Consider the following 24517-nt stretch of genomic DNA (forward strand, 5'->3'; position numbering starts at 1 on the left):
GTCAGTGCCCTGCCTTTCCGATGAGTTCCTGTGCTTGCGAATCCGATCCAGAATCCCGTCCATGTTCAGATCGAGATCCAGATCCCGGCCCAGCAATCCGATCCTGGGTATCTCCGGAAACCCCTGAAGGAGCGCTAGGGTTCTCATCCTGGCCCCCGCCGGTTTCGTCAACCTCGCCCACCTCGGTCTGAATGCGCATCCCATAGAACGAGCGATAGACGAACGAGGCAGCAATTATGAAGAACACCGCCGCCAGAACGTGGACGATAGTTCCCATCCCATCGGCCGTCAGGCTAACCGCGAGTTCCACCGCGAGCATTCCAAACAACGTAGTGAACTTGATGATCGGGTTGAGTGCCACCGAACTCGTATCCTTAAATGGATCGCCTACGGTGTCACCAACGATTGTGGCGTCATGCAACGGCGTGCCTTTTGCGTGGAGATCGGTCTCGACAACCTTCTTCGCGTTGTCCCACGCACCGCCAGCGTTAGCCATATAGATCGCCTGGTAGAGGCCAAACACCGCGATGGAAATCAAGTATCCAATCATGAGGTATGGCTCCACAAAGGCAAATGCTAGCGTGGAGAAGAACACCGCCAGGAAGATATTGAGCATGCCCTGCTGTGCGTATTGTGTGCAGATCTCCACCACCGCGCGGGAATCCGAAACCGATGCCTTTGCGGAGTTTTCATCGAGCTTAATGTGCTGTTTGATGAATTCGACCGCGCGGTAGGCGCCGGTGGTCACCGCCTGCATTGAGGCTCCCGAGAACCAGAAGATCACGGCGCCGCCCAGAATCAGGCCAAGCAGGAATGGTGCATGCATGATCGAAAGGTTCTGCACGTTCTCCGTCAGTCCGTTGGTCAGTCCGATGATGATCGAGAAGATCATTGTTGTTGAGCCGACGACGGCGGTGCCGATCAACACCGGTTTTGCGGTCGCCTTGAAGGTGTTACCAGCACCATCGTTTTCTTCAAGCATCAACTTGGCTCGGTTCCACTCTGGTGTGAAACCAAACTCGGCCTTGACGTCGTGGTCGATATTGTCAATCTTCTCAATCTGTGAAAGCTCATATACGGACTGAGCGTTGTCAGTGACCGGCCCGTAGGAATCCACGGCAATGGTCACGGGGCCCATACCGAGGAACCCAAAGGCCACGAGGCCGAATGCGAACACTGCAGGAGCGATCATGAATTCGCCGAGCCCTTGATTGGAAATCAGATAGGCCACTGACATGAGTCCAACGATCGTGACGCCCAACCAGTAGGCGGAGAAGTTTCCGGCGACGATTCCGGAAAGGATATTGAGCGAGGCCCCACCTTCGCGCGAACTCTTGACCGTTTCGCGTACATGGCGGGACTTCGTGGATGTGAAAGCTTTGACCAGTTCCGGAATGAGGGCACCTGCCAGCGTTCCACAGGTGATGATCAACGAGAGCTTCCATCCCAAGCCGGAGTAGGCATTTCCGAGAATCAATGCCGTAGTTGCGAACGTGAACGCGATGCAGAGAATCGAGGTGAGCCACACCAGAGAAGTCAGCGGAGTTTCATAGTTCATCTGCGTCGAGTTGGCGAAGCGACGCTGGGCCCACGCGTGGTTGATGGCGTACGCGAGTGCCGAAGATATCAGCATTGCGGCGCGGATTCCGAACATCCACACGAGGAGGAGTCCTTGCATCGTCCCGTCGTTGACGGCCAAGAGGATGAACGTCACGAGTGCGACTCCTGTGACGCCATAGGTTTCAAATCCGTCTGCGGAAGGGCCCACGGAATCTCCGGCGTTGTCTCCCGTGCAGTCGGCAATAACGCCAGGATTGCGTGGATCGTCCTCGTCAATCTTGAACACGATCTTCATGAGGTCAGATCCGATGTCGGCGATCTTCGTGAAGATGCCGCCGGCGATGCGCAAGGCTGAAGCGCCAAGCGATTCTCCAATTGCGAAGCCGATGAAGCAGGCGCCGCCGATCTCCCGAGGAAGGAAGAGAAGGATGATGAGCATCATGAAGAGCTCGAGCGAGATGAGCACCATTCCGATAGACATGCCGGACTTCAGCGGAATCTGATGTGTTGGCAGCGGCTTGCCTTTGAGCGAGGCGAAGGCGGTGCGGGAGTTGGCGAAGGTATTGACTCGAATCCCGAACCACGCCACCGCATAGGATCCGGCCATGCCAAGAAGGCTGAAGAACACGATGATTGCTGTTCGTCCCAGCGTGAAGCCAACGAGGAACTTGTAGTAAATCACGATGACAACCGTGATGAAGACCCACAAGATCATGAGGAATTGGCCTTGCTTCTTCAGATAGGCCTTGCAGGTGGTGTAGATCAGTTCGGAGATCTCAAGCATTGACCTATGAACGGGAAGCCTCTTCAGCTGCGCATAGGTCAAGATGCCAAAACCGAATCCGAACAGGCAAAGCAGGATTCCCACATACAAGATGGCACGGCCGGATAATCCCACAGCGGTCATGACGTTGGATAGGTCGGGGAGCTGCAAGCTTGCTTCTCCGCCGTGCACACCTTCCTCCGAACTACTGGAGTTTGAGCATCCAGATAGGACGGTTAGAAGCGTCAGACAAGCGCCGATGAGAATCGGCCGTGAGAACCGGCGTGTGGGGGAGTGTGGGGTATGGGTGGCGGACTTTTGGGTTTGGGGGTAGTCCGATTGCCCCGGGGATCGTGTCGTCATTGACATGGATGTGGTTCCTCGAGTCAGAGAGTGATGGAAGCCTCATTTGAGAATAGAGAGATTTCTCAGGACGCGTGGTCTTTACTGAACGGATGCTGCAATCTCGAACCACATCCGGGGCGTGAATTGGCGATAATCGGGAACAAGGTCCCAGGTCTGGGGCGTGAATTGGCGATAATCGGGAACAAGGTCCCAGGTCGGGGGCGTGAAGGGCAATTTGCGTGGGCAATTTGGTGGCCATGTGAGCTGCGAAACACAAGTGTTACATCCACGAAATTATGTTCCACAACAGGTTCAGTAGTATGTCACACACCAATGGATGGGTCTTTGACCCGCCCTGAACCTTGGAGGTAGAACATGCCCCGCACACGTGTCACCGCACTTCTTGCCTTGAGTGCCACAATGGCGCTCACACTAACAAGCTGTTCATCTTCACCGTCTTCGGATGCTGAAGAATCGCCAACAACCGGAGGAACACTCAAGATCGTCGGACAATCCGACATCGATCATCTCGATCCGACCGGTGCCGCGCTGGTTACAAGCTCAAACCTTATGCGCGCTGTCACTCGTCAGCTCATCAGCTACGAATCTTCGTTGGACGACGCCGAGCGAACCACCGCACAGCCCGACCTTGCTACCGAAATCCCTGAGCCAACGAACGATGGACTCACCTATACGTTCACGCTCCGAGATGACATTCAGTGGGACGCCCCCGATGGTGCCCGCGAAATCACGTCCGAGGATGTCGCTCGCGGAATTGAGCGAATCTGCAATCCCATTCTTCCCGCAGCAGCATCGAGCTACTTCTCCATCATCGATGGGTTCGATGAGTTCTGTGCAGGTTATGACACCGACGGCCCTACAGCGGAGTCGGTCAAGGACTACATCGAGTCAAACTCGATCTCAGGAATTGAGGTTCCAGACGACAAGACGATCGTCTTTAATCTCACTGAACCTGCTAGCGACTTCATCTACATGCTTTCGCTGAACGCTGCCACGCCCGTGCCGATCGAGGTTCTCGATTACGAACCAGACTCCGTGGAATACCGCGATAACTTCATTTCGAGTGGTCCTTACACCGTGGACTCTTACACGGCTGACAAGGAACTCATTCTCAAGCGCAATACAGCTTGGGTTGCTGACTCCGATCCACTGCGTGCAGCAAACGTAGATTCCATTGAAATCACGTTCGGTGTTTCAGTGGATTCAGCCATCCAGCAACTTCAGTCTGGCGACGCCGATATGACATACGATGTGACGATCCCGACCGCCAGCCTCCAACAGCTCGAAGCTTCCGATCCGGACGGCATAGTCTCCATCAACCCTGGTGGTAGCGACTTCCTGTGGATCAACTCGTTGTCTGCGAATAATGGCGGGGCGCTGGGGAACCTTCAGGTGCGCCAAGCAATTGAATACGCAGTAGACAAGGCCGCACTCGTGCAACAATCCGGTGGCGAGACGCAAGCCTCGGTAGCGACCGGAATATTCGGTGACGGCATTATCGGTTACGAGAAGAGTGACATGTATGCGACCGACGGTGATGCTGGGGACCCGGATCAGGCAGCAGAGCTTCTAACCCAAGCCGGAGTCAGCGATCTCACGCTCACCCTTGCCTACTCCAACGCGAATGCCGCGCCTGATTGGGCCGCAACCCTCCAAGAGAGTTTGAAGGCGGCTGGGATCACTGTGGAACTGAAGCCGGTTGAGTCCTCTGACTACTACGCCACGTTCATGACCAATCACGAGAATGCGATCAACTCGGAATGGGACATCGCAATCGTCGGATGGAATCCAGACTGGGTGGGTGGCGCCGCGCGCTCCGTCTTCCAGCCGCAGTTCACCTTCACTGGTACTTCGCAGACGTACAACTACCTCGACTACAACAACGATGAAGCGAATGAGTACGCGGCCCAGGCGCTTGCAACTGATTCAACGGATGAAGCTGCAACCCTATGGCACCAAGCGAGTGAAGCGGTCATGGCCGACGCCGTAGTAGTTCCGCTCATCTCACGAAAGGCAGTTCTGTACCATTCCAAGGCCGTGGGCAACTTCCTGCCATTCGCACTCGGATCTCAGGGGGACTGGACGAACGTCACGATAACGCGCTGACCGAGTGCCTGCGCCGAACTGGTCTGGGGTGCGCGGGGAGACACTCCTCGCGCACCCCCTGAAAGGAGAAACCATGCCTTTGCTCGAAGCGTCGCACGTCAGTGTGGATATCCCAACCGAAGACGGCGTGGTCCATGCCGTTCAAGACGTGTCATTCGAAGTACGCGCCGGTGAGATGTTCGGAATCGTAGGTGAGTCCGGCTCAGGAAAGAGTGTTCTGACTCAGGCCATGATGGGGCTTCTCCCGGGAGCTGACATCACCGGAAGTGTCCTCTTTAACGGAGACGATCTGCTTTCACTCTCGGCAGCTCAGCTGCGCCAGGTGCGTGGCCGGGGCATTGGCATGATCTTTCAGGATCCGCTCTCAAGCCTTCACCCCTACTTCAAGATCGGCCCACAAATTGCTGAGATGATTCACCTCCATGAACGGGTGAGCAAGAAAGCTGCGCGCGAACGCGTGGTGGCCATGCTGGACCGTGTAGGTGTTCCGGGAGCGGCCGAGCGTTACGACGATTACCCCCACCAGTTTTCGGGTGGCATGCGCCAACGAGTCATGATCGCCATGGCATTGGTGTTGCACCCCAAGCTTGTAATCGCAGATGAGCCGACGACGGCGCTGGACGTCACGGTTCAAGCGCAGGTCTTGGATCTGTTGGACGAACTGCGCCATGAGATGGACACGGCGGTTGTCATGGTGACTCATGATCTGACCTTGCTCGGATCCGTGGCTGACAGAGCCATGGCTATGTATGCGGGACACCAGCTTGAGTACGGCCCGATCTCTTCGGTGTTCCTCCGTCCTTCCCATCCCTACACAGCTGGCCTTCTTCGATCCTCTCCAGGAAATGTGGCCGAGGAGAGGCTTATCCCTATTCCCGGCAAGCCGCCAAGCCTTTTGACGGTTCCGAGTGGATGCGTGTTTGCAGATCGATGCCCAGACGTCATGGACGTATGCGGTACGGTGCCACCGCCACGCAGGGAGTACACGGACGGTATCGAGGTGGCTTGCCACCTAAAACGGCCGCCTGTGATTCCGGAGATTCCTCCAGTTGAGATCGTGGTGGACAAGACGATCCTTGAGTCCAGCGCTGCGCCCGAGCTGGACTACTCCGACATCCCAGTGGTCAAGGTTGAGAATCTTCATCTCTCCTATGGTCAGGGAGCAAAGCGCCACGATGTGTTGAAGGGCATTAATCTTTCGGTGGCTTCCGGTCACACCATGGGACTCGTCGGCGAGTCTGGGTGCGGCAAGACCACATTGGCTAGGGCCATCGCGGGCCTTCTCCAGCCATCGGAAGGAACGATCGAACTCAACGGCCGCCGCCTTGACAGTCTGACGCAGCTCGAATGGCATGAGATGCGTAGGAGCGTTCAGATGGTGTTTCAGGATCCGCAAGGTTCACTCAATCCACGCCGCCGAATTGGCGCAATCATTGGCGATCCGCTGCGAATACACAAGGTGGGAAGCAAGGCCGAGCGCAAGGCGCGGGTCCAAGAGTTGATGGAACTAGTGGGGCTCAACCCCGAACACTACAACCGTTTTCCAGCAGAGTTTTCCGGTGGTCAACGCCAGCGGATAGGCATCGCACGAGCCTTGGCACTGCGTCCTTCCCTCATCGTTTTTGATGAGCCGGTCTCTGCACTTGACGTCTCTATTCAGGCTCAAATCCTCAACCTTATGAAGGATCTTCAGGACGCTTTCTCTTTCACGTATCTGTTTATCTCTCATGATCTAGCTGTTGTTCGCCACGTGTGTGACCAGATCGCAGTTATGAAGGACGGGAGCATTGTGGAGCTGGCGCCCGCTGAGTCGCTCTATGAAGATCCGCAGCATCCATTCACCAAGGAGTTGTTGGCGGCCTCGGTCCATGAGCCTCCAGCAGCGAAGTTGCCAGAGCGAGAACTTGTGACCACAGGGGAGGTGAACAATGAGTGAGTCAACAGATTCGCGAGACCAGGTGATCTCATCTCACCAGCAGCACGAACTCGCCGTTGCCGGCGATGAGGTACCAACGGCTATCACCGACCAGGCATCTCACCGTGAGAATGAGGGAGTGCGTCAACTGGGAACTGTGGCCCTCACGATGAGGCGCCTGCGAAGTGACCGCGCCAGCCTCATTGCTTTCATTGTCATCGTGATCATTGTTCTTGTGGCTGTGTGTGCCCCGATTATCTCGGCCGTAACTGGCCATGGACCAAACGACCAGTACAGAGACACAGGCATGACCGCTACTGGACTCCCAGTTGGACCAAACTCCGAGTTCTGGTTGGGCACCGATCACTTGGGTCGCGACGTTTTGGTGCGGCTGGTTTATGGAGCGCGAGTCTCCCTTCTGGTTGGCGTGGTGGCATCCTTGCTCGCCTCGACCCTAGCTGTAATCGTGGGTCTGGTGGCTGGCTACTTTGGTGGCTGGGTGGATACCGTGCTTTCCCGCATCATGGACCTTGTTATGAGCATGCCATTCCTCCTCACGGCGCTCGCGTTGGTCGCGGTGTTTGGTGGTGGGTTGCAGCTATCCATGCTAGTCATTGTGTTTTTCAGTTGGGCTGGCACAGCACGTGTTATTCGCGGGCAAGTGATCGCAATCAAAGAGCGAGAATTCGTGGAGGCCGCTCACTCGCTCGGCGCCTCCAAGATCTCTGTGATGATCGTGGACATTCTGCCGAACCTCGCGGTGCCCATCATCATCTACACAACGATGATGATTCCCTCTGCGATTGTTTTTGAGGCAACACTTTCCTTTCTCGGCATGGGTATTACGCCACCTGCTCCAAGCTGGGGCGGCATGCTTGCTGACGCAGCGAAGAACTCGGTGTATATGGCCGCCCCCTGGTTAGTGCTGGGTCCGGGCTGCGCGCTCCTCTTCACAACGCTTTCTTTCAACATCTTGGGAGACGGAATCCGGGATGCTCTAGACCCACGCGCGGGACGCCTCAAAGCGCGGCGCACGCCGCGCCGCATCTTTGGTAAGCGTTCTATCCGGGAGGTGCAGGCATGAAGAAGTACATCGCAAGCAGGTTTGGCTATGCCGTCCTTGTGCTCTTTGTGCTCAGCATCCTCGTGTTCCTGCTCTTCTATGTTGCCCCGGGTGATCCGGCGCGGCTCATTGCTGGAGAGAAAGCCACAGCCGAGACCTTGGCGCAGGTGCGCAGCAACCTCGGACTGGACGAACCGTTGTATAAGCAGTACTGGCTGTTCCTCTCCAATGCACTGCAAGGAGATCTGGGATTCTCCTACCGAAACCAAGTTCCGGTTATTGAGCTTATTGTTGGCAGAGTTCCCGCCACACTCTCACTTGTTTTTGGTGGCGTGATCATGTGGCTTCTTATCGGAGTGTCCATTGGTATCACTTCGGCACGCCATGCCGGTACGTGGCGCGATCGGCTCGGCCAGAGCTCGGCGCTCATAGGACTGAGTTTTCCCACGTTTGTGCTCGGCATGGTCTTGCTATACACGCTGTACTTCCTTCCTCGGAAGGCTGGTTTTGTGCTCTTTCCTCCAGGAGGTTATGAGCCCTTAGCCGATGGCGTTGTCCAATGGGCATGGCACATGTTCCTGCCCTGGTTCACGCTGGCATTGGTGACCGCAGCAGTGTACGCCCGGCTCACCCGTGGCCAACTGCTCGAGGTTCTGGGTGAGGATTACATCCGCACAGCGCGCGCAAAAGGTATGACCGAACGTCGGGTGGTGTACAAGCACGGTATGCGCGCCACAGTCACGCCACTTGTCACTCAGTTGGGTATCGATATCGGGGCGTTGCTGGGAGGATCAATCGTGATTGAGCAGGTCTTCGGGCTCCAAGGCATCGGCCAACTCGCAGTCCAATCTGTGGAGACGCAGGATCGCCCTGTAATAATCGCTGTAGTCCTCTTGGGAGGCGCATTCATCGTCGTGTGCACATTCATTGTGGACATGATCTATCTTCTCCTCGAGCCGCGCGTTCGGACTCGATGAAGACGGGAGTATTAATGATTCAGTACCACCTACCCGGAATTCACGTCACAGAGCGGGAGTTCGATGTTCCTTTGGTGTGGAGTTCACCTGAGGAAGAGAAGGTGAGACTGTTCGTAAGGGAGTTAGTGGATCCCGTACGGGTCACTGAGGATTTACCGCTTGTCACCTTTCTCCAAGGAGGCCCAGGCGGAGCTAATCCACGTCCCATTGAACGTTCTGGTTGGATCGATGAAGCACTCAAGCATTACCGCATCATCATGGTTGACCAGCGAGGTACCGGGCGAAGCTCTCCGCTTGACGCTCGCATCGTTGCCGCGCGCGGCGCCTCTGGAGCAGACTTCCTTGCGCACTTCCGCGCCGATTCAATTGTCAGGGACTTGGAAGCAGTCCGTACGAGGCTCTACGGAGGGCGCCGATGGGCCGCAATAGCTCAGAGCTTCGGAGGGTGGATAGCACTCGCCTACCTTTCAATGGCACCAGAGGGGCTCAGCGCGGTTTATGTGCATGGAGGTGTTCCGGGCATTCCAGCGGATGCATCTGAGGTATACCGGCGCACCTTTGATCGAGTGGCGCGAAAGACAGCTGAGTACTACCGCCGCTTCCCACAAGATGTGGACCAAGTGGCTCGAATCGCTGATCGTTTGGCCTCAGGGGATGTCACCCTTCCCGACGGCGACGTGCTCACCGTCCATCGATTCCAGTCCACTGGTATCGACTTCGGTATGAAACGTGGCTTCGAGCGAATGCATTGGCTGGTAGACGAGGCGTTCATCTCCGGTGATCGATTCAATGAGGGTTTCCTCGCAGCGGTCTTGGCTCGGACGTCGTCGGCCTCAAATCCATTGTTCTGGACCCTTCAGGAATCCATTTATGGCGACGGCGAAAACGGTCCCACTGGATGGGCGGCCCAGCGCGAACTGAACCGGAGGCCTGAGTTCGGACCGGACAAACGCCCGATGTTGTTCTTCGGTGAAATGGCTTTTCCGTGGATGTTTGAAGAAGTTCGTTTGCTCAAGGGTTTCCGGCAAGCAGTTGAAGGGCTGGCACGGCAGACCTCGTGGAGCAACCTCTATGACCAAGTCAGGTTAGCCAACAACGATGTTCCCGTGGCCGCAGCAGTCTACTTTGACGATATGTATGTGGATTCGGGATTGCAGCTCACGACGCTCTCCAAACTGGGGAACGCCCAGTACTGGGTAACCAACGAGTTTGAGCATGATGGGATCCAAACTCCGCGAGTGCTCGCGCGGCTGCGAGAGCTTGTGGTGGATCGAGGAGGAGAGCTGTGAAGCGTCCACCATACGCAGGATCGCAGTATCCACGGCTTGCGCACATACCAGCATTCCGGGAGTTCATGGGTCAAGGGTGGGAACTCGGTGCGCCTGAAGCTCCTGTTGTTCCCGGCGCCGCTGAAGCGGCAGCTGCTCATCGTCGCCTGCTGAGCTCCCTCTTCCCAGGAAAGAGCCTACTTCTGGCCTCAGGAACCGCACCCACACGCAATGACGATAACCAGTACCGATTCCGTCCCGACAGTGGCTTCGTGTGGTTGACCGGTAGCCAAGTGGAGGATGCGGTTGTGGTCATGCATGCCACCGGCACTGGGCATGAAACTGTGATGTATATGCCGGTCCCGTTCCGCCCGGGTGACGTGGGATTCTTCTCGAATGCTGCACATGGAGAGTTGTGGGTTGGGCCGTCTGCTGGTTTGCCCGAATGGAAGGAAGCGTTGGGCATCGATGTGCGTGCCCTTTCCGAGCTTCCCGCGGCTATGACCGGCGCGCTCGCGGCGGCCAGCGTGAGTGCGGAGTTCGCGGACTCCCGTGATGCGATTCTCAGCCCGGAACTGGATCGAGCGTTGTCCCAGCTGCGTATGGTCAAGGATGAATGGGAGCTCGCCCAGATGCGGGCAGCTGTTGACGCCACTGTGGATGGTTTTGCAGCGGTCGTTCGTGAGGTTCCGCATGCAATAGCGGACGGTTTGGGAGAACGGTGGTTGCAGGGAACCTTTGATCGCCACTCCCGAACGTTTGGCAACGGCCCTGGATACTCAACGATCGTCGGATCAGGTGCCCATGCCCCCACCCTCCATTGGACGCGTTGCGATGGGCCAATTGTTCCTGATGCTGCACTTCTCCTTGATATGGGTGTAGAGACACATTCGCTCTATACGGCCGACGTAACGAGAACAGTGCCGGCATCGGGAAGATTCTCCACTGAACAACGAATGGTTCACGATCTTGTTGAGAAGGCCCACCGCGTGGGTATCAGCTACGTCAGGCCTGGTTCGCAGTACCTTGATTTCCATTTTGCAGCGATGGAGGTGATTGCGCAGGGCTTGCACGACTGGGGGTTGCTACCTGTTTCGGTAGATGAGGCACTTTCTCCGGACGGCCAACATCATCGCAGGTATCTCACGTGCGGAATCGGTCATCACCTCGGGCTCGATGTGCACGATTGCTCCCATGCCCCCTATGAGGATTACATGGGAGCGGACCTCCAACCTGGTGTGGTCATGACTGTAGAACCGGGGTTGTACTTCCACGCTCACGACCACACTGTCCCGCCCGAGCTCCGTGGGATAGGTGTGCGGCTGGAGGATGATCTGGTAGTGACAAACAGTGGTTCTTGCGTTCTCTCTGATGCTCTTCCTATCGATGCGGCTGGAGTTGAGGCATGGACCCAGGCTCGGTTGGCCGGGGCCTAGGATGGGCGCACGCTTCTCCACCTCGGTGCAGATTATCGCGATGGAACGCGGACCCCGACATTGAGAGGACGAACTGTGATGCTGTCGAGTGTTTCCGGAATCGAGTTTTCCGGCGAATCCGTCTATGACAGGCCGCGTTCACGCATGTTGGAGCTGGCGCATGCATATCCCGTGGACCGGTTGTTGGCTGTGTTTCGGCGCAATGCCGGGTTGGATGAGCACGGGGCCCTGCCGCCCGGAGGGTGGGAGAACTTCGGTCATCCCCTTGAACAGCCGTGGAACGAGTTCGATTACCCTGGCCGCGAAATGGCACACACCGCGAACCTGCTACGTGGGCATTACGCAGGCCATTTTCTCTCCATGCTCTCAATTGCGGCGGAGGATACTGGTGACCCCGAGTTGCGTGGCAAAGTTGATGAGTTCGTAGCAGGTTTGGCGCAAGTGCAAGAGGCGCTGGCGCATTCTGGGCGGTTCTCCCATCCAGGATTCTTGGCCGCGTACGGAGAATGGCAGTTCTCGCAGTTGGAGAACTACGCCCCATATGGAGAGATCTGGGCTCCGTACTACACGGCTCACAAGATTATGGCGGGACTGCTCGATGCGTACGAACGGGTGGGGAACACGCAAGCACTGCGGGTCCTTACCCTAATGGGATACTGGGTGCATTCTCGGTTAACGAAGCTACCTGCAGGGCAGCGCCAGAAGATGTGGTCCTTATATATCGCTGGCGAGTACGGGGGAATGAATGAGACTCTCACTCGGCTGGCTGAAGTTGCGCGTGTGCCACTCTTCCATCAGACAGCGAGCTTCTTTGAACAGCCCAATCTGCTAGAAACCGCTCAGACCCACCAAGATGCGTTGACGGGTATGCACGCCAACCAGCATTTACCCCAAATGCTTGGATACGTGCGTCAGTATGAGGCGACGGGTGAAAGGAGTTATCTGGAGGCAGTGCTCGCACTGTGGGACCAGATCGTACCTGGACGTACTTTTGCTCACGGCGGCACAGGTTCGGCAGAGCTATGGGGCGCCCCGAACGCTGTCATTGGGAGCATCGGGCGGGAGAATGCCGAAACATGCGCAACCTACAACTTGATCAAGATCGCTAATCGCCTTTTCCTACATACTCAAGATTCCGCGTTCGCTCACTACGTGGAACGGGCGCGGCTCAATCACATTGTTGGTTCCCGCCGAAACGTCAGTTCGCTGACCAGCCCCGAAGTCACGTACATGTTTCCTGTGCATCCGGGAGCATTGCGCGAATATGACAACGTGGGAACATGCTGCGGGGGAACAGGACTTGAAAACCATGTCAGCTATGGCGAAGGTATGGTGTTCGAGGAATGTGGCGGGCTTTGGCTAAACCAGTATGCGCCGATGCGTTTTCGTTGGGCGGAAGCGGGTGCAACGCTAGCAGTCGAGACTCAATACCCGCTCGGTTCCACAGTGTGCATACGGTTCTCTCATACAACGGTCTCGCGTGAAATGGCACTTCATGTGCGGATACCTTCGTGGCTTAACGATTCGGTTGCCGTCCTGGTCAACGGTGAAGAAGTGTGCATGGCAAAGCCCGGTTCGTTTGCGCGAGTAACGCGAACGTGGGTGCAAGGCGACGTAGTAGTCATGGAGTTTCCGCTGACCCTGCGAATGGAACCAGCGTTGGATGACCCGAGCGCACAAGCACTCTTCTTTGGGCCAACTCTCTTGTTGGCACGATCTGAGTCGACTCGTTGGATTACAGCGCCGCAGTTGGAAAGCCAGAGCATTGACGGGGTGATTGCGGGTTGTGCCCCGGAGCAGATCGCCGAATCGCTGCGCACGAATGGTTCTGTCCAGCTCTTTGGGCAGGTGTGGGAGCCGTGTTGGTCTGGAGGAGACTCGCGCTACCACATGTACCTTCGCGCAGCTAACACTGCCACTGATGCGGCTGGAAACGTGGAACCACCCCAACGCGTGGTGCTGCCGGCACAGGCCGCAGCTGACATCGATTCAGCGGCTACACCGTGAGAGCTTGATGAAGCACACCGTCAACGCGCCGCGGCAGTCCGAGTGGATTCGACTCTTGCAGCTCCGGTGGGAGTAGTTCCGGTGGGATGTTCTGAAAGGTGACGGGCCGCAGGAATCGGTCAATCGCAGTGGTACCCACAGATGTTGTCGCTGATGCGGTGGTTGCAGGGTAAGGGCCGCCGTGGGTCTGAGCCCACGTAACTGACAACCCTGTTGGCCACTGATTCCACAGCACACGCCCGGCAATGCCAGAAAGAGAAGTAACGAGGTTCTTGGCGCATTCCTCATCTGGTTCACCAAACACTGTTGCCGTCAGCTGGCCTTCCAGCAACGCGACTGATTCGAGAAGCTGGGGAACCGAATTGTATTGGATAACCAACGATGCTGGACCAAAGACTTCCTTGAGGTACCGGTCTGGTTCGGCGACGACGTCGTCGAGCGCGACCGTTAGGACCGCCGAAGAGACGGAGTTGCCCTCGGCTAAAGCAGCTGTTGTGACCCCAGGTGCAGATGCTAGTTCGCCAAGGGTCTTGGTGTAGGTTTCCGCAATGCGAGTGTTGAGCATGGCGATGGGGGGTGGCTCTAGGAGAGAAGATAGGCGTGCTGGCAGGTTGCTGGTCGCGGGGGCGAAGAGGATACCCGGTTTTGTGCACAACTGGCCGTCACTGCCGGTAACGGCCGCGACGTATCCCGCAGTGATTTCATCGAGGCGCTCCGCAGCTGCGCGGGGCGTCACGAACGTTGGATTGGTGGAGCCCATCTCTGCATAGAAGGGGATGGGGACGGGGCGTTTGGCTGCCCGGTCAAAGAGTGCGCGGCCTGCGCCAAGAGAGCCGGTGAACGCTCCAGCCATGATCCGAGGATCATCCACAAGCTCCAAGCCTGCATCAAAGCCAAAAGCGATTCCGAAGATTCCCTCAGGACTACCCGCCTTTGCTAGGCCTTCGGCAACGAGCTCCGCAGTGCGTAGCGAGAGGCCCTCATGGCCCGGATTTGCCTTGACAATGACGGGGCATCCGGCAGCTAATGCTGAAGCGGTATCGCCTCCGGCAACCGAAAACGCGAAGGGGAAGTTGCTTGCCGCAAACACCACAGTTGCTCCCAGCGCAACGTTCATCCGCCGCAGATCGGGGCGTGCGGCGCCCATCGGCCATGCTGGATCGGAGTGGTCAATGGTGACCCCGACAAACGATCCTTCGCGCAGAACCTCACCAAAGAGCCTGAGCTGAAATGTTGTTCGCGTGAGTTCGCCGCGCAGTCTTCCCTCGGGAAGGTTGGTCTCAGCGATGGCGATATCGATAAGCTCATCGGCGGCGTGATCGAGCGTTGCAGCCACTTCTTCTATGGCGGACGCACGCTTTCGAGGCGGAACAGCCGCCCACAACGGGGCTGCTTGACTCGCGGCCAAAGCTAGCTTGGTTACTGCTTCGGTATCGGTTGGTGGCACTCTCATTCGTTGTCCTTCCCTGAAGACGAGTTAAGGTCCAGTTCGGCGAGTGCACCCAGTGAGATGGGCGTAGCGATCGCACGTTTTTGTGTGGGGCGCAGTGCGTCAATGCTCCAGTTCCGAGTATCCGTGCCGAGTGAAAGGCAGGAGACCGCGAGGCCGCATTCGCGCCCTTGGCACCGTCCCATCCCTGCACGCGTGGTAATCTTCCCGTCGCGCGGAGTGGCAGTTTCTAGTTCGGTGGTTGCTGCGCGAATGACTCCAGCGGTCACTTCCTCGCAGCGGCACACAGCTACAGAGTCAGGTATGAGGGTTTCGAGGTTGGCCGGGAGCGGGGAGGCGTTGTGCAGAGCGTGGGCGAATCGGTTGGCGCGTGCCACTCTTTTGAGTGCTTGGGTCACGCGGCTGGTGTGTGATTCCAAGCCGACGTCATGTAACACAGTCAGACCTGCGACTTCTCCCTCAGCCATCGCCTTTGTGGCACCACCCACACCCGTTGCTTCGCCTGCGACGTAGAGCCCGGGCACGCTGGAACGCTGTGTGTGATCCACGCGCGCAACGAGTGAGCCATCGCTGTCCACGCGCATGCTGGCACCTAGGGCTTCGAGGAGTTCTAGCTGAGGCGTGAAACCCCATCCCAGTGCGACGGCGTCGACCTGCTTGGTCCGGTGTGCGAAGAGTGTTCCATTGCGCCCCACCTTGGCTATCGTCACGCCGGTGACGTGATCGGAGCCATGAATCTCGGTTATCACGTGTCGAGGAAGGTATGGGATGCGCTTGTGGATGAAGGTTCCAACGTATTGCGCTCCTTCACCTGCTTTGCCGGGCTGGCTGATAGTTCCGATCGGAGTGCGAGCCCACAGCAGTGGCGAGTTGTACTCGCAAACGGATACCACGGCGGCGCCTGCCCGGGCGAGGCCAGCAGCGACCGACAGCAGGAATGGTCCGGTGCCACCCACGGCTATGCGCTTGCCAACAACATACCCGTGTTCTTTCAGAAGGGCTTGGGCCCCGCCGGCAGCAACTACTCCGGGGAGGGTCCAGCCTGGAATCGGCAATTGCCGATCATATGCTCCGGTTGCCACGAGTAAGCGTTGCGCCTCAACGCGGTACCCGCGATCAGAGGTACCTGTGGTTGCAGTAGTGCGCAGTGAGAACGCGCCTGACGGCGAGTTCGGGGCAGCGACGTTCCACACCTGCTGGCCCAACAGTTCGCGCACCCTGCCCGAGCTAACGAGTGGTTTCAGACGGGCGATGAGGCTACGAAGTTCAGTGGTGTGGTGTTGACCGATCGGGGTGGCCTCGCCGGCACCGTGACGCCAATACTGCCCGCCTACCCGGGCGTTGAAATCGATGAGTGCCACGTTGGCACCGCCTTCGGCAGCAATGACTGCGGCGGTCAGGCCCGCCGGTCCGCCGCCCACAACGGCGAAGTCCACTTGGACCCGGATCTCACTCATCGTTTCACCTCTGATTCAGGAGATTCTCGGGGTGTTGCTGATGCTGGGGTGTGCTCCGCCCGCACTACAACAGATTCGGATGGCATGGGAGCGATGGTCATACCGTCCTGAGCTGAAAGAAGGCACGCCCTCATTCCTCTTCTTCCATCAGCGACCACGACGCATTCGTAACAGACTCCGATTCCGCAGAAGATCGCCCGGGGAGCGTGATCAATCCTTGTTGTGCGCCACGAGGTTATACCGGCAGCCAGAAGTGCGGCAGCCACACTCTGCCCGGGCGTGAATGCCACGAGTTCGCCAGCAAAGTCGAAGTGGTGTTCGCTCATAAGCTCTCCTTGGTGGGCTCGAAACGATCAGGGCGCAATGGTGAGAGGTCGAGGTCTGTGGCGCGTCCAGTCAAGGCTTGAGCCAGCAGTTTGCCTGTGCCGACGGACAATCCGATTCCGGCTCCTTCATGCCCGGAAGCGTGCCACAAGCCAGGAGCTCTGGGATCGGGTCCGATGACGGGCAGGTGATCTGGGCAGTATGGTCGGAATCCCCAGTAGGTCCGCATGATGTTAATGCCTGAGAGGAAGGGAAAGAGCGCGACGGCGTTGCGAGCAATCTTCTTCATTGCCAAGGGTGAGAAGGTTTCGTCAAAACCAACGCGTTCTCGGCTGGAGCCAATGAGGATTGTGCCGCTTGGTGTGGATTCGACTACTGCCGAGGCCTGCAGTGCGGCATCGCCACTTCCCACGTTGGCGACGTAATCTGCGCCGTACACCTTGTGGGATACCAACGGCCCCACAGGTTCGGTTACGAGTACGTAGCCCTTGCGTGGGGCAACGGGGAGCTGGAGGTCAGCGAGTGCTGCGATTTCGCAACTCCACGGCCCACAACAGTTGATGACGGCTCCAGCGCTAAACACGCCGTCGTCGGTCCTTACTCCGGTGACCTTTTCGCCAGACCGCACAAGTGCGGTAACGGGTTGGCCGAAATGGAATGCTGCTCCGAGTTCGCGGGCTAAGCGGCACAGATGGTTTGTTGCCAAGATGGGCTGAACCTGCGCATCTTGGGGGTAGAACGCACCGCCGGGGATCTCGGGATTGATGAGTGGTTCGAAGGTCGCGAGTGCTGCGGGCGAATCAATCATCTCAACCGCGATGCCGTGGGATCGTTGTGTTTCGGCGAAGTCTCGCAGGGCTGCCAGCCCGGTCTCTGAAGAGGCCGTTACCACCCCGCCCTTTGGTTCGAACTCCCACAGGTGGGAGTATTCGCCTAGATCTTCGTGCCACACAGCGTTTGAGTACAGTGCGAGATCCAGTTCAGGTCCGGGTTCCTTGTCTGAGACAAGGATGTTTCCCTCACCGTGGGAGGAGGTTCCTCCTGCCGCGCGCCGGGAGTCAAATACAGCAACGCTCAGCCCAGCCTGGGCAGCGAAGAAAGCTGCAGCCGCACCCACGATACCTGCGCCGATGATCACCACATCCGCGTACCTGTTTGTAGTCATGTCAGATCAGGAATCCCTCAGGAAATGGATCACTCGGATCGAGGTGGTATTGGGCGGTTCCTGTTACCCATGCCCTGCCAGTTATCGTGGGGATGACGGCAGGGAACGGGCCCACTGTTGTTTCATCTACGAGCCGGCCCACGAACTGCGTACCGATGAGTGACTCGTTAATGAAGTCCTGTCCGAGGGGGAGTTCGCCGCGGGCGTGGAGTTGTGCCATCCGTGCACTGGTACCCGTGCCACACGGAGAGCGGTCGAACCATCCGGGATAGATCGCCATCGCATGGCGTGAGTGTTGGGCGGTTGATCCTGGCGCCTTGAGGTAGACGTGGTGGCAACCTCTGATTGTTTCATCCAGTGGGTGAACGGGATAGTTGACCTCATCTATTGCTGCCATGACGCGCAGTCCGGCATCGAGGAGGGCATCTTTGTGCTCACGTCCGAATGGAATTCCCAGTTCCTCAAGTTCGACGACGGCGTAGAAGTTGCCTCCGAAAGCTAGGTCGTATGAAACCTTACCTAGGTTCGGTACCTCCACCTGGCAGTTGAGAGAATAGGCGAAGGATGGAACGTTTCTTATAGTGACGGATTCAGCGTGGCCATCGGTCACCGCAACGGTGGCAATGACCAAGCCGGCAGGCGTATCCAATCGGATAGTTGTGGTGGGTTCGGTGACTGGCACCATTCCTGTCTCCACCAGTACTGTGGCAACTCCAATGGTTCCGTGCCCGCACATGGGTAAACAGCCTGATACTTCGATGAAGAGAATTCCAAAATCGGCATCGGGCCGAGTAGGTGGCTGCAGTATGGCGCCACTCATGGCGGAGTGGCCACGGGGTTCGAACATGAGAAACGTGCGGAGGTAATCCATGTTTTCCATGAACCAGATCCGGCGTTCCTCCATCGTTGCGCCGGGAAGTGTGCCCACGCCACCGGTGACGACGCGGGTGGGCATCCCTTCCGTGTGAGACTCAACGGTGTGTATGACGCGTTGTGATCGCATCTTCCTTCACCTTCTCGTTCGCTGTCTTGGCCAGACGTGGTTTAGCGGTAGCCCTTTGCGAGCACTGTTTCCGTGTCCTTGACGATGCGGGCGTAGAGATCCTCCGGAAGGGCAAGGCGAGGCGGGCGAGTTGTGGTTCCCCACGGTGCTGCCCCCGCAACTTCTTGCGACAATTTGATTGCTTGCACGAACCACTTTGTGGAATCCCATCGCAGCAGTGGGTGCAGATCCCGGTAAATCTCAGAGGCGCGCATCCACTTCTCGGGATCACCAGATGTAGCGAGATTGTACAGTTCTACCGATGAACTGGGGATTGCGTTTGTGTAACCGGAAACCCAACCAACCGCGCCGGCGATTCCCAGCTCTAGGACCACGTCGTCCGCACCTATCGAAACGTCCAAACCTGGTGCGAGTTCTTTGGTTTGGTAGGCGCGGGAGACTACCCCTGAAAACTCCTTGACCGATGCGATGAGCCCTTCGGAGTAGAGGGTGGCGAGGAGTTCTGGGCGCAGATCAATCTTGGTGTCAACGGGGTTGTTGTAAGCGAGGATAGGTAGGCCAACCTTTGCCACGGCTCGGTAGTGCGCGATGACTTCCTCATCTGATGCGTTGTATGCGTTGGGAGGGAGGAGCATCACTGCCGGCGCGCCGTTTTCCGCAGCGTGCTCCGTAAGCCGGATGCTTTCCAACGCACCATATGCACCTACGCCGGGAATGACTGCTACGCCTGCAGGTGCTGCGGAGACCGCGGTGAGGAACACCTGCTTGCGCTCTTCTTCGGTAAGTGTCTGGTATTCGCCGAGCGACCCGTTCGGGATAATGCCGGTGGCGCCTCCGCGAGCAAGAAACTGGACGTGATTGGCGAATGCCTCGTGGTTGACACTGTAATCCGCGGTGAACGGCAGAGTGGTTGCGACGTTAACACCGTGCCAAGGCTTTGGTTCGGACATGTGAGCGTTCCTTTCGGGGCGGCGAGGGAATCCTCTGAAGTAATATGTCACATATTAGCAGTAGTTTATTGTGGGTCAAGCTCCGTTTCACAAGTTTTGGTTGTCGCAATAGGAATCCGAACGATGGAAGCGATTCGTCTCGCAAGATGCTTGTGAACCTTGGGCATGCGTGGCACCGGTGTACGGTAATTTCAGTGTTCTGAGTTGGTCATGACTGTGGTGCAGAAGTGATCTGAAGCAGGTAGTTGAGAGAACTCAGGCGGCGAGTTCAGTTATCTTTACTGGCGAGTCTAGAGATCTTGTATGGCGCGCTGAGGGAACTCTAGCGTCAAGATGTGTACGCAGACATTGGTATCGTGTTACCGAAATACGTGCGTTGGGAAGGAATGAGAATGAACGCAAGTGCCGGGCTGGGCCCAGTGCGGCCGCGCACTAGTCTGCGCGACATGGTGCATGCGCGCATTCGCAGCGCAATCATCTCAGGAGAGCTAGCACCCGGCGAAGTGCACTCCGCGCCGTCGCTGAGTGTGCAACTGGGAGTCTCTGCCACGCCAGTCCGCGAAGCAATGCTTGACCTCGCGCGCGAAGGCCTCGTTACTGTGATGCCAAACAAGGGATTCAAGATAACGGAGGTCTCAGATTCTGACCTTGATGAGATCACCCAGATCCGCCAGCTCCTTGAACCGCCAATCCTGAGCTCGGTGGTGGATCTCATTCCGGATGAAGATTTCCCAAGCCTGAGCGAAGCGGCAAACCAAATTGTGGAAGCAGCCAGCGAAGGTGATCTGCCCGGTTATCTCGAGGCGGATCGCGTGTTTCATCTTTCGCTGTTGCGGTACTGCGGCAATAATCGCCTAGTTGAACTGGTGGACTCATTGCGGGCTCAAACTCGCCTGTACGGGCTGCGCAGTCTGGTTGAACAAGGCCTGCTCGTAGAATCGGCCCAAGAACACCACGAAATCTTGGCAGCCATTCAGGCGCGTGACAGTGAGAGCTCTGCGCGGCTCCTCACGCGGCACATCGGCCATGTCCGCGGTATCTGGGCAGGCAAAGCGGACTGACCGGGCGGGGAGCCTCGCTGGAGGCGCCGAACTCCACCGCGTCGACGTCGTCGTTCATGCCTGATGTTTGGCCGTGAATGCTGTAGGCCGTGGCTATTCATCCAGCGCATGTGCGGAGTTGCTCGGACTGAGGTCCTGCCCGAAGAGCCAACCGCGATAACCGCCAGCACCTCGAAGAAAATTACAAACGCCCGTGGTGCATTGCTGGACCACGGGCGCGTTGAACGGCAAGTGCTTTGAGAGGCAATTGCCTTGGGTGGCAAGCACCCGCCCAAATGGCGGATCCAAGCCTGAATCTCATGAGTCGGGGTAGCGGGATTTGAACCCACGACCTCTTCATTAGTAGAGCCGTTTTCAGCCATTTTTGAACTTCATCGGAAGGCTTATTTTTCCGTGCCATTTCGACGAAACTACGAAAAGTAGCCTTCGGGCAACTTCGCCCAATTTCGTCCTTCAATCAGTGCGATCGTGTCCCAATCGTGTCCTGATTCGCACTCGCCGAGCGCCAGAAAGAGCCAAAGTTCCAGCAGTTGATGCTATCCCACTGGCACAGCCTTGCACCCGAGTGAGGCTCTGCCATCCTCGTCGCAGGAGCGACGACAAGACTGTCGTCTCTCCGAAACTGGATGACCCGTGCTACTCCGCCAGCGGGAAACAGAAAGCTCTTTTGATTGTGACAAATGCAGTTACAGACTGATCCGTCTGGATCTGACTGATTCCACCTGAGGGTGTTCGTCAGCTTCGTGTGCTAACGAGTACTAATGCCCGATTCACAAAGGCTTTGGCAATGAGTGAATCATCCATGTCCAACGTAACGGCCAGTGATTCTATGTGCCTGTCTTTCTGATTGCGATCATGGTCATAAATGAACACGGCATGATTCTTGTAGTCAGAGGAAAACTTGAGTTCAACAGCACGGCCGTGTTCTGGGAAGTCGAAACGTAACCATGGCGTGCTTGACCTGCCTGCACCCTCCGAGTCCAAGAGTTCACCTGGGTTCTTGCCCACATTGGCTATCCGAAACTGATCGATGATTGGCTGCTTCAGCCTAAATAGACGACGACTCATCGCAGCGTTGACTTGACCTTGTCTGTCATTGAACGCCCTAATCTGGGCAGCGTGCTGCTCATTGAGTTGACGCCATTCACTTATGAGTCGGACTTCGTCTTGCTGATCTGCCACGTTGCTTCCCCTTGTGCGTACTTCGATGAACTGCTGGAGCAGGTCCAGGCTTCGTCTCTGGTTGGTGTCTTTTGGATTCATTGCTATTTCGGCAAGAGAACTACTAGCTAGAATTGCTTCAGCCAAGTCCTGGTAGGTCAACGACTTTGATACCCACGTGTCGAGATCTGAATCAATGTGAGTACGCGCCTCCGGTGCAAGAACCACCATGATCACATCATTGATGCCCTTTTGATCCAACGCATGTTCGACGTACTTGTCGATGGGATTATTGAATTCATGGCCGATCTTATTCTCAATGACCACGGCCAAGCCTAGATCTGGATTCATTGCATATAGATCGATGTGATCAACTTGCGTACCGAGTTCCCAACCGCCGTTGCCGCTCACCAAAGCAGCTTCGAAAGCTTCAGATCTGCGACCACGGGAATCAACAAAGTGAGCGCCTTCGAGCAACGCCAGGAACGAATCTAGCACCAGTGTGCCGAGCCCATGCCGTTCACCAGGATCCATGAGGAACTTCAAAACCATGTCCACTCGCGTTTCGAGGTGCCCCTCTCGAAGAATCTCAAAAAGATTCACAGGGGGTTCTGGTGTCACAAGAGGCGCGGGGACGTCGTCTAGGAAATCCAAATCTAGTTTTGTGCCCACACTTGAACTTCCAGTCTCCGATGGTTATTCGTCCGATTGGATGATACAGGAGACGATATCGCTTTGACGCGTACACCTGAGACTTAGCTAAGTATCCGACAACTCCGGTACGTCTGTTGTCGCATCGAATCCTAGACGGCTGGGCCGCGACGTCCCAGAAAGATTAGGATTGAGCGAGTGAATGGCCGAGCCGCATTCCCACATAGAACCAACTAGGTTAAGTGTGTTCACCCGCGCAGATCAAGTCGTTCACTTTTCGTGGGAGAACTATTGACAACGAGGAAGTTGAGTCAGACGATGGAGGATCTGTCGATGATCGGTGAGGCCCTCAAGAGTTGGCGCGAAGGCCTAATCGGTCTGGATAAGCGCAGCAGACTAATGCGGTTCAACGCGCCGCGAACCTCGTCACTGGGTACGCGGCACTAACGGTCGCTAGCCAACTATCGAGATCATGCCATCGTGTCCCGAGGCAATCTCGGGCCTATCTGGGAAAGACTAAATCCCCGAGTTTTCAACGAAAACTCGGGGAATCTCATGAGTCGGGGTAGCGGGATTTGAACCCACGACCTCTTCGTCCCGAACGAAGCGCGCTACCAAACTGCGCCACACCCCGAAAGTGTGTTGCGAATGCAACTGTTTCATAATAGCGGAGATGGTGAACCAAAGTGAAACTGGCGCCTTGTGGCCTAGCTGACTAGATGATGATCAGGTCCACTAGATGATGATCAGGTCCACCTGAACAGCTTCCGGCCTGCATGCTATCCGGACGGGAGTGTACGGAGAAGTACCTAGCCCAGTCGCCACGTTGACCCACGCAGTACCGTGATTGTCGCGCAGCGTGGGCACTGAACCATCCCCGGAGAGGACCTCGGCTCCTGTTGGGGGCCACTGGAAAAGACCTGAGGCAAACTCACGCTCAAGGTCGCAGTTCGTCACGAGTGCACCGACCTTGGGAATGCAGATCTGCCCGCCATGCGTGTGGCCAGCGAAAACCAAATCGCAACCATCATCAACCATTGAATTAAGAACTCGCTTGTATGGGGCGTGCGTCAACCCGATCTTCACAGAGAGCACTGAGCCAGCGGAGGAGGGGCCACTCGGCTCCGTCGCCACAAGTGGCTCCGAGTCCTCCCCATTGTTCACTGCAGGAAATTCGTCGAGGTTGATATGGGGGTCATCCACCCCCACCAAATCCATTGCCCACTGCCCAATGCGCACTTTGCCACGCGCGTTGTTCAGGTTAATCCAGCCAGCATCTTCGAAAGCGGAAGCCATTTCCTGCCATGGCAGGTCTCGGTTTGCCCACGGGTCTTGGGGTACGTTTGGAGTCGGGGCGCCGTCGTCGTGAGAACGGTCAAAAAGGTAAGCGGCTGGATTACTGATCTGCGGCGAATGGTAATCATGTGAACCAAAGACGAAAGCCCCTGGGATTCCGCGGAATGGCTCCAGCGCCTCAAGCAGTGATGGCAGTGCCTGGGCCTCGGAAAGTTGATCTCCGGTTAGTACCAAGAAATCCGGGTCTGAATCGGCGAGCTTCTGAATCCATTCGATCTTGTGCTTCTGACGCGCCATGAGGTGGATGTCAGAGAGATGAATGATGCGCAAAGAGCGCCCAGCAGCATCGGGTTCTCCCGCACCGCTGCCCTCGCGGAGAATTGAACGCCTCCTCAAAGCGTATGAATGCGACTCCACGAGTCCCCACCCTGTGGCGGTAATGCCAGCCGCGACACCGGCCGCTATCGTGCGAGTGGTGGCTTTGGTTGCTGCTTTCGCAGCGTTGCGGAGAGTGTGTTGGTTCATGAATGAAATCCTG

At 57.0% G+C, this 24517-nt stretch carries 17 protein-coding genes and 1 tRNA gene; 8 read left to right on the top strand and 10 right to left on the bottom strand.

The window, feature by feature from the left end; all coding sequences use genetic code 11:
* Position 1 precedes the first annotated feature (1 nt).
* The gene (locus H2O17_RS00735; protein ID WP_425486314.1) at positions 2-2590 is read right to left on the bottom strand and encodes a sodium-translocating pyrophosphatase; all 2589 of its coding nucleotides are present in this window, start codon (positions 2588-2590) and stop codon (positions 2-4) included.
* Positions 2591-3043: 453 nt separating this feature from the next.
* Between H2O17_RS00735 and H2O17_RS00740 the strand changes: the two genes are divergently transcribed.
* The 7 genes from H2O17_RS00740 (at position 3044) to H2O17_RS00770 (ending at position 13461) form a co-directional block, all read left to right on the top strand.
* Positions 3044-4795, top strand: a complete 1752-nt coding sequence (locus tag H2O17_RS00740; protein ID WP_220456788.1) for an ABC transporter substrate-binding protein — start codon at positions 3044-3046, stop codon at positions 4793-4795.
* Positions 4796-4868: 73 nt separating this feature from the next.
* Positions 4869-6731, top strand: a complete 1863-nt coding sequence (locus tag H2O17_RS00745; protein ID WP_182049897.1) for a dipeptide ABC transporter ATP-binding protein — start codon at positions 4869-4871, stop codon at positions 6729-6731.
* On the top strand, positions 6724-7794 hold the full coding sequence (locus H2O17_RS00750) for an ABC transporter permease (RefSeq protein WP_182049898.1): 1071 nt from the start codon (positions 6724-6726) through the stop codon (positions 7792-7794). The genes H2O17_RS00745 and H2O17_RS00750 overlap by 8 nt, the downstream gene beginning before the upstream one ends.
* Positions 7791-8750: an ABC transporter permease gene (locus tag H2O17_RS00755; RefSeq protein ID WP_182049899.1), complete on the top strand. Its 960-nt coding sequence runs from the start codon at positions 7791-7793 to the stop codon at positions 8748-8750. The genes H2O17_RS00750 and H2O17_RS00755 overlap by 4 nt, the downstream gene beginning before the upstream one ends.
* A gap of 14 nt (positions 8751-8764) precedes the next feature.
* Complete coding sequence (locus H2O17_RS00760; RefSeq protein WP_182049900.1) at positions 8765-10039, top strand: alpha/beta fold hydrolase; 1275 nt, start codon at positions 8765-8767, stop codon at positions 10037-10039.
* A complete protein-coding gene (locus tag H2O17_RS00765; RefSeq protein WP_220456789.1) occupies positions 10036-11454 on the top strand; it encodes an aminopeptidase P family protein in 1419 nt (472 codons plus the stop codon). The genes H2O17_RS00760 and H2O17_RS00765 overlap by 4 nt, the downstream gene beginning before the upstream one ends.
* A gap of 78 nt (positions 11455-11532) precedes the next feature.
* Positions 11533-13461, top strand: coding sequence for a beta-L-arabinofuranosidase domain-containing protein (locus H2O17_RS00770; protein WP_246311377.1), 1929 nt, complete (start codon positions 11533-11535; stop codon positions 13459-13461).
* On the opposite strand, the gene H2O17_RS00775 is transcribed toward H2O17_RS00770, so the two are convergent.
* Genes H2O17_RS00775 through H2O17_RS00800 form a run of 6 tightly spaced genes read right to left on the bottom strand, consistent with a single transcriptional unit; the run spans position 13451 to position 19810 of the window.
* Positions 13451-14914, bottom strand: coding sequence for an aldehyde dehydrogenase (NADP(+)) (locus H2O17_RS00775; protein WP_182049902.1), 1464 nt, complete (start codon positions 14912-14914; stop codon positions 13451-13453). The two genes, H2O17_RS00770 and H2O17_RS00775, sit on opposite strands and share 11 nt — an antisense overlap.
* Positions 14911-16368: an NAD(P)/FAD-dependent oxidoreductase gene (locus H2O17_RS00780; RefSeq protein ID WP_182049903.1), complete on the bottom strand. Its 1458-nt coding sequence runs from the start codon at positions 16366-16368 to the stop codon at positions 14911-14913. The genes H2O17_RS00775 and H2O17_RS00780 overlap by 4 nt, the downstream gene beginning before the upstream one ends.
* The gene (locus H2O17_RS00785; protein ID WP_182049904.1) at positions 16365-16694 is read right to left on the bottom strand and encodes a (2Fe-2S)-binding protein; all 330 of its coding nucleotides are present in this window, start codon (positions 16692-16694) and stop codon (positions 16365-16367) included. Before H2O17_RS00785 ends, H2O17_RS00780 begins: the two co-directional genes overlap by 4 nt.
* A complete protein-coding gene (locus tag H2O17_RS00790) occupies positions 16691-17857 on the bottom strand; it encodes an NAD(P)/FAD-dependent oxidoreductase (RefSeq protein ID WP_182049905.1) in 1167 nt (388 codons plus the stop codon). The genes H2O17_RS00785 and H2O17_RS00790 overlap by 4 nt, the downstream gene beginning before the upstream one ends.
* 1 nt (position 17858) lies before the next feature.
* Complete coding sequence (locus tag H2O17_RS00795) at positions 17859-18860, bottom strand: proline racemase family protein (protein WP_182049906.1); 1002 nt, start codon at positions 18858-18860, stop codon at positions 17859-17861.
* Between the two features lie 41 nt (positions 18861-18901).
* A complete protein-coding gene (locus H2O17_RS00800) occupies positions 18902-19810 on the bottom strand; it encodes a dihydrodipicolinate synthase family protein (protein WP_182049907.1) in 909 nt (302 codons plus the stop codon).
* Positions 19811-20202: 392 nt separating this feature from the next.
* Between H2O17_RS00800 and H2O17_RS00805 the strand changes: the two genes are divergently transcribed.
* A complete protein-coding gene (locus tag H2O17_RS00805) occupies positions 20203-20871 on the top strand; it encodes a GntR family transcriptional regulator (protein WP_182049908.1) in 669 nt (222 codons plus the stop codon).
* A 735-nt stretch (positions 20872-21606) separates the two neighbouring features.
* On the opposite strand, the gene H2O17_RS00810 is transcribed toward H2O17_RS00805, so the two are convergent.
* The 3 genes from H2O17_RS00810 to H2O17_RS00820 all read right to left on the bottom strand — a co-directional run bounded on the left by H2O17_RS00810 (position 21607) and on the right by H2O17_RS00820 (position 24504).
* Positions 21607-22635: a PD-(D/E)XK nuclease family protein gene (locus H2O17_RS00810; protein ID WP_182049909.1), complete on the bottom strand. Its 1029-nt coding sequence runs from the start codon at positions 22633-22635 to the stop codon at positions 21607-21609.
* Positions 22636-23243: 608 nt separating this feature from the next.
* Positions 23244-23317, bottom strand: a tRNA-Pro gene (locus H2O17_RS00815).
* Between the two features lie 101 nt (positions 23318-23418).
* Complete coding sequence (locus H2O17_RS00820) at positions 23419-24504, bottom strand: metallophosphoesterase (protein WP_182049910.1); 1086 nt, start codon at positions 24502-24504, stop codon at positions 23419-23421.
* Between the last annotated feature and the right edge of the window lie 13 nt (positions 24505-24517).

This window comes from Changpingibacter yushuensis, assembly GCF_014041995.1.
Lineage (GTDB): Bacteria > Actinomycetota > Actinomycetes > Actinomycetales > Actinomycetaceae > Changpingibacter > Changpingibacter yushuensis.

Bases quoted from the DNA above. Each gene is read 5' to 3' on its own strand.
- H2O17_RS00760 (WP_182049900.1), top strand. From the start codon at position 8,765: ATGATTCAGTACCACCTACCCGGAATTCACGTCACAGAGCGGGAGTTC.
- H2O17_RS00795 (WP_182049906.1), bottom strand. From the start codon at position 18,860: ATGCGATCACAACGCGTCATACACACCGTTGAGTCTCACACGGAAGGG.
- H2O17_RS00745 (WP_182049897.1), top strand. From the start codon at position 4,869: ATGCCTTTGCTCGAAGCGTCGCACGTCAGTGTGGATATCCCAACCGAA.
- H2O17_RS00785 (WP_182049904.1), bottom strand. From the start codon at position 16,694: ATGAGCGAACACCACTTCGACTTTGCTGGCGAACTCGTGGCATTCACG.
- H2O17_RS00770 (WP_246311377.1), top strand. From the start codon at position 11,533: ATGCTGTCGAGTGTTTCCGGAATCGAGTTTTCCGGCGAATCCGTCTAT.
- H2O17_RS00775 (WP_182049902.1), bottom strand. From the start codon at position 14,914: ATGAGAGTGCCACCAACCGATACCGAAGCAGTAACCAAGCTAGCTTTG.
- H2O17_RS00800 (WP_182049907.1), bottom strand. From the start codon at position 19,810: ATGTCCGAACCAAAGCCTTGGCACGGTGTTAACGTCGCAACCACTCTG.
- H2O17_RS00750 (WP_182049898.1), top strand. From the start codon at position 6,724: ATGAGTGAGTCAACAGATTCGCGAGACCAGGTGATCTCATCTCACCAG.
- H2O17_RS00805 (WP_182049908.1), top strand. From the start codon at position 20,203: ATGAACGCAAGTGCCGGGCTGGGCCCAGTGCGGCCGCGCACTAGTCTG.
- H2O17_RS00755 (WP_182049899.1), top strand. From the start codon at position 7,791: ATGAAGAAGTACATCGCAAGCAGGTTTGGCTATGCCGTCCTTGTGCTC.
- H2O17_RS00740 (WP_220456788.1), top strand. From the start codon at position 3,044: ATGCCCCGCACACGTGTCACCGCACTTCTTGCCTTGAGTGCCACAATG.
- H2O17_RS00780 (WP_182049903.1), bottom strand. From the start codon at position 16,368: ATGAGTGAGATCCGGGTCCAAGTGGACTTCGCCGTTGTGGGCGGCGGA.
- H2O17_RS00820 (WP_182049910.1), bottom strand. From the start codon at position 24,504: ATGAACCAACACACTCTCCGCAACGCTGCGAAAGCAGCAACCAAAGCC.
- H2O17_RS00790 (WP_182049905.1), bottom strand. From the start codon at position 17,857: ATGACTACAAACAGGTACGCGGATGTGGTGATCATCGGCGCAGGTATC.